At 44.3% G+C, this 13948-nt stretch carries 10 protein-coding genes; all 10 read left to right on the forward strand.

All coding sequences use genetic code 11. The features are described from left to right. Positions 1 to 1621 precede the first annotated feature (1621 nt). Positions 1622 to 2836, forward strand: coding sequence for a site-specific integrase (locus DBK98_RS12345; RefSeq protein WP_005808960.1), 1215 nt, complete (start codon positions 1622 to 1624; stop codon positions 2834 to 2836). Between the two features lie 623 nt (positions 2837 to 3459). Then, entirely contained in the window at positions 3460 to 4026 is a 567-nt protein-coding gene (locus tag DBK98_RS12350; RefSeq protein ID WP_032536293.1) for a DUF3575 domain-containing protein, read from the forward strand. 14 nt (positions 4027 to 4040) lie between these two features. After that, positions 4041 to 5153, forward strand: a complete 1113-nt coding sequence (locus DBK98_RS12355; protein WP_033572625.1) for a DUF3868 domain-containing protein — start codon at positions 4041 to 4043, stop codon at positions 5151 to 5153. 4 nt (positions 5154 to 5157) lie between these two features. After that, positions 5158 to 6294, forward strand: a complete 1137-nt coding sequence (locus DBK98_RS12360; RefSeq protein ID WP_032536282.1) for a clostripain-related cysteine peptidase — start codon at positions 5158 to 5160, stop codon at positions 6292 to 6294. Positions 6295 to 6528: 234 nt separating this feature from the next. Beyond that, positions 6529 to 8178: a DUF5029 domain-containing protein gene (locus DBK98_RS12365; protein WP_032536281.1), complete on the forward strand. Its 1650-nt coding sequence runs from the start codon at positions 6529 to 6531 to the stop codon at positions 8176 to 8178. A gap of 96 nt (positions 8179 to 8274) precedes the next feature. Continuing rightward, the gene (locus DBK98_RS12370) at positions 8275 to 9198 is read left to right on the forward strand and encodes a FimB/Mfa2 family fimbrial subunit (RefSeq protein ID WP_005808954.1); all 924 of its coding nucleotides are present in this window, start codon (positions 8275 to 8277) and stop codon (positions 9196 to 9198) included. A 26-nt stretch (positions 9199 to 9224) separates the two neighbouring features. Further along, positions 9225 to 10796, forward strand: coding sequence for a fimbrial protein (locus DBK98_RS12375; RefSeq protein ID WP_032536280.1), 1572 nt, complete (start codon positions 9225 to 9227; stop codon positions 10794 to 10796). A gap of 18 nt (positions 10797 to 10814) precedes the next feature. Further along, positions 10815 to 11927 (forward strand): hypothetical protein, encoded by a 1113-nt coding sequence (locus DBK98_RS12380; RefSeq protein WP_032536279.1) that lies wholly within the window; start codon positions 10815 to 10817, stop codon positions 11925 to 11927. Positions 11928 to 11955: 28 nt separating this feature from the next. Beyond that, the gene (locus DBK98_RS12385) at positions 11956 to 12924 is read left to right on the forward strand and encodes a fimbrillin family protein (RefSeq protein ID WP_005808949.1); all 969 of its coding nucleotides are present in this window, start codon (positions 11956 to 11958) and stop codon (positions 12922 to 12924) included. A gap of 20 nt (positions 12925 to 12944) precedes the next feature. Continuing rightward, a complete protein-coding gene (locus DBK98_RS12390; protein ID WP_032536278.1) occupies positions 12945 to 13922 on the forward strand; it encodes a fimbrillin family protein in 978 nt (325 codons plus the stop codon). The last annotated feature ends 26 nt before the right edge of the window (positions 13923 to 13948 follow it).

Consider the following 13948-nt stretch of genomic DNA (forward strand, 5'->3'; position numbering starts at 1 on the left):
TGTCCTATTCGCACAATGTTTGCGAGTCCCGTGGACAAAACTCTCACAGCGTCCTTTTTCCCCCATAATAAATGTGAATAATTTCAAAATCAATTCAAACATATATATATTAAAAAGACGTAGTGCGCCCGCCATACGTCATCAAGGCTCACCACAAGCCTGCTTACTCAATGGCAGTGCACCACGTCCTGAGACGGTACAGTTACCCCAATGAGTAAGTCTATTATAGCCTTTCTTTGGTTATCGGAGGTGGTGATTCTGATGACGATTAGGCTATCGTTTATGTTGCTAAAACCGATTTGTTTCTCCGGCCGCATATAATTGGGGCAAAGATACAGATAAAAAATGAAAACTTTCAGAAATGTTTTTGATAAGTAGAACTCCTGATTTGCTTAAATATGAATTGGCTGGTGGATTCTATTCTGAGAGTGTGTAGAGGACGTATTGATTTTCCTTCAAATTCTAACTATTTGCTTTGATATTTCCTTTTTTGCTGACGCGTGCAATGCTCCGTTTTCTTGGAATAGGGGCTTTGCGGGGATATAAAGACAGATGAAAAGAGAGTTTGGTAGTAAAAAAGAACCGGATATTCACTTTTTTATCTATAGGAAGTTAACTTTGTAATTGCACAAAGTTAATTCTTTGTCGGCAGAAAGTTAGCTTTGTGCCGGCAGGAAGTTAACATCTAACCGGTGGCAAGTTGCTTTGCAGCCGATAACTCTCTTTTTTCTTTCGGAAAAGGGGCATAAAACACTGCATATTTTTCTGGTTGCTTCTCGTCTATGACTTCTCTGAATATATGAAAATGATCTATAATTGGAATTATATTTATCTTTTATATTGCAATCGGTTACGCATGCCGATTTTGTGGATTGCGTATTGCCTTATTTGCTTTCTTTTCGATTTACTCTGATACGGATTCTTGAGCTTCTTTTGATTAACCTTGGAACTTGGACGGAAAAAATGAATTCTATAAGCTATAGAAAATACAAAATGACAATTTTCAGATTCTATTGCCAAATAAGTGATTCGATTGATCTACGAGAGCAAACATTACGCTTTGCAGTGCAAAGATAAGTGCTGCTTCTGCGCTTTTTCAATGAAAGGAAAGCATTCTGAGTGTTATTTATAGTTGAAGTCTCGATAACTTCTGATTAACAAATAGCAGGTAATATGGGGTTCATGTTTTCTTATCGTGTATATACTTTTCATATATATCGCGTATATGGCGTAGGTTATTGTTTGTTGTGCTAATCGGGTAATCGAAAGTTTAGATCATATGATACCCCATAATATCCATGCCTTTTTTATCCGGACAGATTTTTTTCTCTTCCCGGTGAAATAAAGAAAATCATGCAGGTAGTTCAAAAATAGCCCATTTCATCGATGGAAATCCGGTGTTGCATATTTGCGACACCCTGAAAAAGAGAGGTGTTGCAAAAATGCAACGGCTATTTTTAGGTCGTTTCCGGGGGGTGGGCTACATTTGCTCCTCTCTTCATGGAGGGGAGTACAAACAAAATGTATAAGATTTTTTAAGATAGTGAAGTCAAAAAGCTGCCAACATATTGATAGTGGACGTTGTTATACTTTTGCAAAATTTTCAAAAGTAAAAAAGAAGATGACCTCCATCACTCCACGGCTCAATCGCTCGCGCGAGGGTCGTGATGGCAGCTATCCACTCGTGATACAGATCATACGCCATCGAAAGAAAAGAGAGATTTATACGCCTTACCGATTTTGGGAGGCAGAGTTCAACACCCGTTTAGAAATGGTAGAGAATACCGGTGGCAATCGCCGTCGCCTGCTCACTGTTCGCGAAGCCAACGAATACCTTATATATATAAGGAAGGAGTTGACAGCTATTTGCGAATCGCTGGAAGCGGAGAAGGGGAGTGCTTATACGGTGGACGACATTGTACGCGTCTACAACTATCACAATGATTTGACCCAGGTACTGGTCTACGCCGACTCCGTGATAGCCGGTCTGGAAAATAAAGGGCGTCAGGGCACAGCCGCCAATTACCGTAGTGCCCGCCGGGCGTTCGAGTTGTTTGTGGGTGACCGTCCTTTCTCGTTCGAAGAACTGACCCCCGAAGTAATCGACCGCTTTGCCGACTTCCTCCGCAACCGGGGCAATCAGCCAAACACCATTTCGTTTTATCTCCGCCAGTGGCGTGCCATCTACAATCGCGCCTGTGCCGACCACTTGGTTTATACTGATCAGAAACCTTTCCGGAGGCTGAACCTTAAAGAAGAGGTGACTGCCAAGCGTGCCATTTCCCGCGAGAAGATTGCACGGATCGAGCAAGTCGATTTGACTGCTTCCCGTGCCGATATGCAGTTGGCTCGTGATCTGTTCCTGTTCAGTTTCTATACGCGTGGAATGTCTTTTGTAGATATGTGCTATATTAATAAAGAAAATCTGCAAGGAGACTACCTTTGCTATAAACGGCAGAAGACGGGACAAGAGTTGCGGATACGAGTTGAAAACGGTTTGCGTGAGTTGATTGACCGCTATGCCGATTCTTCATCGGATTATCTGCTCCCGATGCTCCGCCGTGGTGACAGCTATCAGGATTACCGCCGACAGCAACGCAAGCTTAACAAACAGATCCGCGAATTGGGTGACAGGCTTCGGTTGGAGGTGCCGCTTACGTTTTATGTGGCCCGCCACTCCTGGGCGACCCTTGCTCATGCGAACGATATACCTGTCTCGGTCATCAGTGACTGCATGGGACACACATCGGAGAAGACTACACGCATCTATTTGGATCGTATAGATACTACGCGGCTTGACAGGGCCAATCGGTTAGTGATAAACTGTCTTCGGTAAAGAGGGGGTGAGAAAAGGACAAAAAAAACTCTTTCTTATAATGAAAGAGCCAACCGTGAGATACCCTCTGATCTCAAATAACTTTTGCAAAGATACATATTAAATTATTAATAAAGCAAATCTTTTTTTAGTTTTTTTTGTTTTTGCTGTCAATTATTTATTTTCTCTTTCCATATAGAAAAAAACATCCTCCTGTACACCTTCTTTTTGTCTACAGACTCTTCTAAGAAAGCATACACCGGTTTCTCGCTATTTCTTTTCCAACGGTTTTCATCTGCCCGTCCCCACTGCTTCAGGCACATGCCGTTATTTATTCACAAGGATGATTAATCTGTTTATAATCAGATATATGCAGGTCGTACATCATCCTTCGTGTTGCTCTTTTACGGCCCTTTCCATCTATGTTTCTGAAATCGTTTCTGAGTCAATATCAAGCAATGCTCTATGAATCAGTGCTTTACTTTCATACTTCCTGCAATTGTTTCTGAAAATAAAAAAAATCAGAAACATTTCCGGATCGGTACTCTTTTATTTTTCTGTCTTACAGGTGATTATGTTGGTAATTCTGAAGCTTTCCCTTTCATTATAAGAAAGAGCCCCTAATTATCAAACAAACCATAAATATGAAAAAGGTACTATGCACATTGGGGGTGGTTGTTGCTTTGCTTTTAGCGTTTCCTTGTATGGGGCGCGCTCAGCAATGGGGCTTGACTACCAATGGTCTTTACTGGGCCACGGCTGCTCCGAATGTAGGAGTCGAATATGCTTTTAGTTCAAAGATGAGTGTAGCCGGTCTTATTCAATATAATCCTTTTACTTACGCTAAAAACCGGAAAATGAAACATTTGGTCGGGCAGGTAGAATACCGTTACTGGCTGAGTGAAGTTTTCAAGGGGCATTATTTGGGCGTGCATGCTACGGGAGGTATCTTCAACTTCGGTAACCTTCCTTTTGGCATCCTGAAGGATTATCGGCTTGAAGGTCAGTTGTATGGTGGAGGGGTTACTTATGGTTATCAGTGGATTATCAGTAACCGGGTGAATATCGGAGTCGATATCGGTTTGGGATACCTTCAAGTTGATTATGATAAGTTTTATTGTCCTACCTGCGGTGAGCGTGTCGATCATTACCGGACCGGTTATGTAGGCCCTACCAAGGTTGGTGTGTCCATTATCTATCTTTTAAAGTAGGGGAGGGGTAAGACATGAATATCAGGCAAGCTTTTTTCATAAGTTTCTCATTTTTCATCTCTCTATCAGTGTTAGCGGCAGATAGATCTACGCAGCCTGTCCGTACAGAGGTGTATCGTTTGGAACGCCGGGACTCTGTCTTGTTGGTCGATCTGGCTGTCGACTTAACCAGCGTCCATCTGGCGCCGGACTGTACGGTCTATCTGTTTCCGCTACTCTCTTCGGGCAATGCCGCCGATTCGTTGTCGCTGCCTCCCATTGTGCTCAATGGGCCTCAAAGCGATTTGATGTATCGCCGACGCCGGGCCTTGGGCACTACTTCGGGATTGGAGAAGATTCCTCCTTATACTGTGCTTCGTGAGGGAGATCACGCCTTGCCTTACATCCATTATCGAATCGAAGTTCCTTATGCGGCATGGATGGAAGATGTGAAAGTGTGGATGCGGGATACCAATTGCAATTGTGATGCCCGTTTGGTACCTTTTGCCATGCAGACAGAGCAGATACCCCCATTGATTGTAGAGCGGGTGGATACTATTGTGATTCGTGACACCGTCCGGGTAGTTCCGGATGTATCTGAACAGCCACCTGTGATTGCGGATGCCTCTTCCCATAGGAAGGTGGTTCCTATTCAGGCGGGCTATGAAGCTGATATTTATTTCCCTACTAACGAAATGCGCATTCTTCCCGATCATGAGTTGAACCGTGCCTCTTGGATGCATTTCGTTAATCAGGTGGACTCTATTGAGCGGGATAACCGGAATTCCATATCGGGAGTCACTGTTACCGGCTACTCTTCCCCGGAAGGATATGCCTTGAATAACGAACGTCTGGCCGAGAAGCGTGCCAAAGCTCTTCAGGAGTTTCTTGAAAATAAATATGGCGAACGCATGGAGATCGCGGTTGAGTGGGTAGGCGAAGATTGGGAACAGTTTGAGAAAGATATAGAACTTTCCGACCTTCCGGAGCGTGATGAAATTCTTTCAATCCTGCGTGCCGTAAAAGATAACAATCAACGGAAAAAATCTTTGAAAACGCTGAATAAAGGGAAAACATTCGGAGTCTTGCTGCGGGAATATTTTCCGAAGCTCCGGCGAGTGTCATGTCGTATTAGATACGTAAAATAAGAATATGAAAAGAATGTATTACATAGGATATATGCTTTGCTTGTTGCTTGCCGGTTGTGTAGTCGGTGAGAAAGCGGATGGGCTGTTGGAGCAACGTCTGTCTGATCGTACCCTTTTGGTTTATATGGGAGGGGATAATGATTTAGCCGATGAGACCGACGAAAAATTGTCAGCATTAGCAGAGGCATGGGACAGGTTTCCGGGGCATCTATTGATTTATCAGGATAAAAAAGGAGCGGATAGTACCCGCTTGTTAGAGGTTTGTTTTGATGAACAGGGAGAAAAGGTAACAAAAATATTGGCTAAGTATAAGCAGGAGAATTCAGCCAGTGCCTCCGTATTTGCACGGGTTGTCAATGAGGCTATGGCCCGGTATCCTTCCGTTGATCCGGGATTGATCGTATTTTCTCATACCAGCGGATGGCTGCCGGTAGGTACGGCAGTGGTTCCGGGCGGTATGACCCGTTCGGTTGTCAAGGATAATCATTCTGAAATGACTTTACAGGATTTTGCATCAGCCATCCCGGATGGCCAGTTCAATTTCATCCTTTTCGAAGGTTGTTTCATGGCCGGACTCGAGGTAGCCTATGAACTGAAAGATAAAACACAATATGTGGTCGGGTCATCGGCCGAGATGCTTTCACCGGGCTTCACTCCGGTATACAAACAAATGTTTCCGTTGCTTTATAAAAAGGAAGCGGATCTGTCGGCAGTGGCTGCCGCCTATTATGATTATTATAACAATCTGGAAGGGGATTACCGTTCGGCTACCATCAGTGTGATCCGGACTAACGGCTTGGAAATGTTGAAGTCGCAACTTCGTGCAGCCGAGAGCCGGGTGGAACGTTGGGAGTGGATAGACCGTAGCGGCTTACAGAGTTTTGATCGTTTGCCGGATGGACAACATCTCTTTTATGACGCTTCGGCCTATGTGGAAAGGATTGGAAGCGCAGAAGAGTCTGCCGCTTTTGATGAGGCCTTGGAGAAAGCGATAATCTATAAAGCGGCTACGGAGAACTTTATGTCACAGAGCCGGGGCGGATTTACGATTAGCGATCATTGCGGCATGACATTGTATATACCTGATGCCACCGCTCCCGCATTGCTGACCGAAAGAAAGAAGCTGAAGTTAATGCAATAATATATAGTTCAAATTAATTAGTGAATGGTAATAATAGAATTAAAAAGTGATGGAAAGGAATTTTTGATTAACGAAACAGACAGTGACAGTTAACAGAACGATGGAACAGGGAGTATCCGCATTTTTTCTCTCTGCCTTTCACCCTTCGCGATTCGGAAGGGAGAAAGGAATATCCAAAGCGGATAAGAGTATAAAATATTCGAACTTATATCTATAATTAAATTTTTTAGTAACATGAAATTAAACAAATTATTTACGTTTACATTGGCGGCTCTTGCAATGGCTGCATGTAGTAATGATGATGAACCGGGAATTGACAATGGTGGTCAAAAAGGTGAATTGATTGATGCTATCAGCATTGCTTTTACCAATTCTACAGCTCCTGCCACCCGTGCGGATAAGGGTGAAATAGAAGGAGTAGGTACTGAAAATAACGTGTATGTGGCCTATCTGTTTGCCAAAGAAAATGATCCGCAGCATGAAGGCGCGAAAGTAGGTGACTGGACTGTGAAGCGTGTGGCAGGTGACAGTAATGCGGAAGACACTGATGTGGCAGACGCAATTGGTGAGGGCGATGTTGCGACTCCCGGAACGAAGAAAAATATGTGTACGTTTAACGGCGTACGTCAGGGAGATAGCGTTTATGTCATTGTGAATGATCCTCAGATGACCCTTGCTACCGCTCAGACACTGGCACACCAGGCTGACAAATCGGAAGCCGCTATCCGTGCCTACATCTCTAATCTGTCTAAGAGCTACCTGAATGATCTGACCGTTACTGCAGACGGAAAGCAAACTAAAAAGTATATCATGGCAGGTGTATCGGCTATTCCTACCAACCCGAATATTCCGAATGGATCTACCGTAAAAGTTTCGATTCCTTTGAACCGTGAATTAGCGAAAGTATTCTTTAATGCTTCCGTTACTACCAACCCCGTATACGAGGCTTATGGTAAGATGGAAATCAAAGATGCAGAATGGGAAAATCCGACAAGTACTAAAGATCCTGATGGTATTGTCGTAGTGCGTATCCCGAGACGTGTATCTCCGTTCACAGCACAGACTCGTGACTGGTATTTCCCGCAGAGCGCGGATGCGACTGCTAAAGACTGGGATGTGCTGAACTGGTTGAAAGCATTTGCAGGTGAGAAAGAATCTGTACCCGGTACTGCAGAAGTTGCCGGAACGACTCTGGCATTGAATAAAGGGGAATACAATGCTGTTGCGAAAGAATATCGTCTGACATGGGTTGTTGGTGAGAAGGCGCTGACTGATGGACAGAAGGCTGATGAAAAATCTATGGTATACGTTAAGAGCAACAAGTTATATTCTCCTTATTTTTATGTAACTCCTAACTATGCCGATAATGCCGGTTGTGCTACTGTGGTAGTTACCCAGGCTACTTATATCGGTACACATACCCTGCTTGAACCGACTATTACGGAGCAAATGTTGAAAGAAGCTTTGGCAGATGGCACTTTCCAAGGTGCTACTTCTACTGACGGATCTGTCACCTATGATAAATTGGCTGCTGGTTTCTGGGATGATGCTGATCATGTAAAAGCATTGGTTGCGTTCCTGGAAGCGAATGAGACGTATAAACTTGCGTTGAGAGGTGAAACGGAAGACGCTAAGAAAGAAGCTGCTATTACGATTAAACCTAACGACAAACGTTACTATCGTGCTGATGTTGCCAACTATAGCGATGACGAAACAACCTCAATGAAGATTACCGAACGCAACACATTCTATCATATTACAGGTACTATTACTACTTTGGGTGCCAAGAGTATTGAAGATGCTATCAATTCGGATAATATTGACATGCTTGTACAGGTAGTTGTTAAGCCATGGAAATATGTTGTTAACAATATAAATATGTAATCAGAATCTCTTTTTTTATATGATCCGGGGCGGATGGAAAATCCGCTCCGGTTTATATCTCTTTCTTTTTCGGAAAGAGAAGAATACAAAACTAAAATGAAGAAACTGCTACCGATACTTCTGGGGGTTGCCCTATTGCTGAATTCATGTATTAAAGATGATATGGATGCTTGTGCCGGATATATGCACATCTATTTCAGCTATATTTATGGTGGAGCCAATCGTTTTTTCGAAACGGTTTCTACTCCTACGCAACTTCATTTTTATAAACAGAAGCATAAATATCGGGAACTGGAAATAGGTTTGGATGAAGTAGGATTGACCGAACCTTATCGATTCTTGAAAACCTTTGATGATATAGACAGTCTGGAACTGATAGCCTGGACATATGATGAGGCAATTGATTATGTAGATACTCCTGATACTCCCATAGGAGAGGGGTATGTGAAATTAAAAGAAATTACCGACGGCAGCGGAATCTGCCGGCCTGTAGACGATCTGTTGTACGGACGCATTGCCATAGATGCCGGCCTGCGTGAAAACCGCAATATTGTGACTATTCCGTTTGTGCGTGCCGTATGCCGTACGCGTATAACAATGATTCCTCAGACAGTAGAGGATCAGGTCGTTGAAGAAGGAGGAGCAACACGTGCCGCAAGCAGTATTATTCCTTCCCCCGAAGATTTTAAGTTCCACCTTTACGGTACGCGTAGTGGTGTAGATTATAATAATAAAGCAAATACGGACGAAGTGATACTTGAACCTGAATGTTATTACGAAGAAAGTACCGGAAATGTACTGACTCCCTGGTTCGGTTCTTTTTCTTCGGAAGGAAAGTTCCTGAGAGTAGACGTGTTTATTCGTGATGAACAGGTCGCTTCGTTTGATTGTGCTCCTATTGAGTTGACTTCTGTTCCGGGCAATTATATTGACTTGGTGATTGACGGACATTATGTGAAGCCCGTTATGCAAGTTCGTGTCAACGGATGGAAAGTGGCGGCAATAGAAAGTAATATGTAAGTAAGCTGATAAAAGGAGAGTATAGCATGAAAAGAATTCTGATATGTCAACTGATGGTATTTCTGGCCGTGGCTTTGGTTTCGTGTTCGGATGATACTTCCGAAAGTATCTCTCAGAACCCGGATAAAGACATGTACCTCCGTGTGAATGTTCCCCGCACTTATGCTTCCGGAGCCGATGGGACGGATAACAAAGAGACGGTGATCAATGGCATTGACGTATTGGTATTTGCTCCGGGAGTGTCTGACCGGAACCGGCTGTATCTGAAATCAGCATCCGAAGGAACTCCGGTTGCCGGTAAAAATACGTTTCAGGTGACTATGCCTGTGGGAGAAGGATTGGAAGTGCATGTATTTACGAATAGCCATGCAGAGTTGGTGCGTAGCGGTGCCTATAAAGGTTTAGGGATGGAGATGAATGCATTATTGGAAAAAATGGTATCCAAAGTGGAGAATAATCTGTCCGGGATAGACTGTTTGCCTATGCATGGTTTTTTGTCAGGAGTGACTGTTTCGAAAGAGTCGGTAGGGCAAACGCTTAGTGTACCGGTGCTGCGTTCGGTAGCCGCTGTACAGGCAAAAGTGGATGACGCGCATACGGGAAATCCGGGTGAGTTGTTAGATAGCGATGGTAAGGTGATTTTTAAGTTGCGTGAGTTTTATGCTTATTTCCCGGCGGATAGCGGTAGGTTGGCTCCGTTAAAGGAGGCCTATGAAGTGGTTGCCGCAGGTTCAGAAGACGAGAAAAAGACCCGTAATGTGGTTAAAACGACTTTACCCGCCAAATTAGGGGTTCGCCCGATAGGTGACAAGCTTTTTTTGAAGAGTGAGTCTTCTTTGCCCCTTGCCGGACCGCTCTATCTATACGAAAACACTTATTACTCGGATAACGGCTTTGATCAGCCCGGATATATTGCCGGCAACGACAAAGTGGCTACCACTCGTTTGGTGGTAGGCGGAATTTATGGAGACGATGCGGATGTCACTTATTACCGGATTGATCTGACGGATCCGGACGATCCGAAAAAACTGGTTGAACTATTGCGCAATCATAAGTACACTTTTCAGATTATGAATGTCTCGGGTCCGGGGTATGACAATCCTGACGATGCGGCTACGGGGGTACCGATGAATATCTATGTGAAAGTGATTGACTGGATAGACGTGAATACGGAAATTGACTTTGACCGTGAGAACTGGTTCTCTTCGGGTACAAAGAAGCTCGTTTTATCCGGTTACGCAGGTTCGCTGAAATCCATTCCCATAGAAAGCGATGTCGCGTTCGGTCCTTTCTGGGAGTTGAGTTTTGATGCGTCGAGTCCGGTTAACGGTAATGCGACGGTTGCACCTGTAAAGGTATCTGACGGTGCAGTGTCGGCCGTAATCTCCAATGAACGCTATGAGATAACCGTCACTGCGGGTACGCTTACCGTAAAGGCCAAAAAGTCTTATGGAGACCTTGCCACCGGTGAGGCTTATGACGATGACTTCTATATAAAAGTAAAGAATTTGACAGTGCATTATAAACTGACTCAGGTAGACCGTTCTCCCGATGATTGGGGAAACGGAGGAAGCCAGGAAGATGAACTGCATAATTAAACATAGATTAGTTGGCTTATGAAACGATTTAAAAGAAATATATGGCAAGGATGTATGCTTCTAAGCGTATTTTGCTTGATGGGGGTTACAGCCTGTTCAAGTGAAGAGGGACGTGATATGCAGCCTGTCAAGCCTGTCGCTTTCACGCTGAACTATACCATCCCCGATGCTGATGATCCGGAAACAAGGGCATCCGATACAGGAGGGAAAATACCTGTGGCCCGTCCGGAGGAAAGTGTGATAAATGATGTAAAGCTCTTATTTTTCATTTACGATGAACATGGCAACGGGTTGTATGCCGGTTCCTTGCAGGGAACCGTCGATGGCAATCATCTGGCTAAGACAGGGAAAATATCGGTGATTATACCGGAAAGCGGAAGCATCGACAATCATACGGATTATAATGTATTGGTGCTTGCCAATGCTTCTGCTTATTTTCCCGGAATGGATTTTGATACTTATTGTTCCGGACAGACTGAAAATGCAGTGCGGGTGCAACTCCGGGGAGATATGCCGTTGCAGTCAATAACGGACAGAACATATACCGTTACAGATAACAGTTTACTTATGAGCGGAACAACATTCAAAGAAGCAGGGAAAGATATGAGTGTACAGCTACTGCGTGCCGCCGTACGCATAGATGTCCGGGTGGCTGAGGATAAAAGGGGGACGGTTCTCTTGAAATCGGCTATGCTTCGTAATGTTTCACCGGTAATACCTGTATTTAATGATCCGCAGGATATGGCTTTCCTGCCGTTGACCTATGCAAATGAAAAAAATGCACCGGAGCAATTCAGTATCATAGGCGGTTTGTATGCCACTGAGGTGTTGCGTACCCTTCATACTCCCTATCTGCTACAGACACAGGCGGTATGTCTGCTGCTGCAATGTGAAAAGTCTCCTTATAAGGGATGGTATCGGGTGAATATTAATATCGATAAAAATGATGTGCAGTATTTACGACGTAACAATGCTTATACGGTGGTTATTAAAGATGTTTTGAGTCAGGGGGCTGACACTCCCGATGAGGCATACGGAGCGGGTAGTTTTGGTATAAGAACGGTTACTGTCCCTACCGATTGGAAAGTTCCCGATGGGATAGTAACTCCACCGGATGTAGAAGTGAATTGAATGATTTCATAAAAAGATAATGAGAACGATGATAATAAGGAAGTGTAAAATAGATTGTTTTCAGAAGTCCTGCATTCTTCTGTGTGTTGCGCTCTTCTCCTGTTCGCAGTATGACTGCGCTGTTCCGGATGACGGAAGGACAGGAGAAGGAGAGCGCACTTCTTTATGCATAGGAGGGGTTTCAACAGGGCGGTTAGAGGTACTTACGCGTTCGGCTGCTGAGCTTACTACAGCAACCGACGCTATCGGGATTTTTCAGAAAAAAGATATCGCGAATGGCTACGAAGCCATTCATAACAGAAAATATACATATGGAACTCCATACTGGAAGACGGATGGGGAAGAACTGGTGTTGATCGATGGGCCGGCGGAACTGACGGCTTACTATCCTTATAAAGAGGATCGGACAAGTAGTGTGGTGATGAACAGTGAGCTCTATGCGGCTTCAAAAGAAATCTATTATTGCCCTTTTAAGGCTTCGAATACAACAGGTGCCGTAACGCTGAATTTACGCAGAGCCTATTCGCTCCTGAGATTCAATTTTATCAGGGGAGTAACGGATGTGGCTCTGAATAAAGGAGAGTATACCGGGAACGGTGAGATCAGCTCATTTACATTTTCTGCGGCTTTACGGATCACCGGAACACTGGATCTGTTTACAGGGATCGTTGAAGGAGGAGTGCAGGGGGTGATGTTCAGCTATACCGTTCCGATAACTATCGGAACCGTTGCAGCTCCTGCCGTCCTGGATTATATGGTGGTGCCTGCTGACTTCACCGGGGATCTTTCTTTTACACTAATGGTAGATGGAAAGGAGATGAAAGGTAAGATTGGCGCTGCCGAGCTTTGTGGTACGAACAAGAAAATGGTGGAAGGGACAAAGTATGAGATAGATGTCATTATTCGTCCCACTGAAGTAGAGATAGGAACTGTGGATGTGGAGGAATGGATAGAAGAGGCAGTCAGAGACTCCGGTGATCCGTTTGTGCCGCAATAAAGAGACAGAAAGGAATAAATATGTTTTTAAGAAAGCAGAGAAAGATGAAACACATTCTGGCAAATATGATGATGGCAATAGTATTGATTGCTTGTAGCAACGGAGGGATGGATCCGGTGGATAACGGCGGGGAGGACGAGTATGTTCCTGTCAGAGTGGAAACCGTTGCGGATAATGGCGTTGAAACACGTGCGGTTGCTTTGTCAAATGCCAGTATAGGAATATTTCGCACGGCACCTTACACTGCTACGTTTCCGCAACAATATGATGTACAGTGTACTCACGACGGAACCGGATGGAGTTTGGCAGATAAACTATATGTTGGCGGTACGGACGCCTCTTTGCATGTCTATTATCCGTATGGTAAGGTCACTTTTAATGGTGATAATAGTACGGTTACTGCTTTGACAGTGAAAGATAATACGGCGGATAATGATTTTTGTTATGCCGATGCTCCTTTAGCGGCAGTCAATAACCGCAATCCGGTTGCTTCCTTTTTGCTGAAGCATGCTTATGCCGGTGTGAAGTTCAGCATTGCTTGTCATTCGACTTATCCGTTGAAGTGCAAGTTAACCAAGATTGTGATGAAACCCGCAACGAGCGGAAAGACGTTTTATGTGGAACGTAGCATGGATATCAGTAAATCCGCTGCGGATGCGGGACAGTTGGGAGGGAGCACAGCTTCCGGTTGGACGCTGGATACATCTGCGCTTGCTATGGGGACAGCAGGGATAGCTCAAGGGAGTACGGATGTAAGTATCAGCAAATTGTTTCCTCCACAGGATTTTGAGGACAATACCCAACTGATATTGACAATTGATGGAAGTGAATATTCGGTAACGATTCCGTACGAGACTTTGAAAGCTCTGAAAGCCGGGTATTTATCTACCATTTTCCTGGAGGTCAAGGGTACGGGAGTAGATATTTCGGGAGTGAAAGTATATCCATGGGATACCTCTGTTGTACCCGGTGGTGATAACGATGCGACTTTAGATTAATAACTGATTGTAACAGAAAGGATAGT

It is taken from the genome of Bacteroides sp. PHL 2737 (assembly GCF_004115325.2).
GTDB classification, from domain to species: Bacteria; Bacteroidota; Bacteroidia; order Bacteroidales; family Bacteroidaceae; genus Bacteroides; species Bacteroides hominis.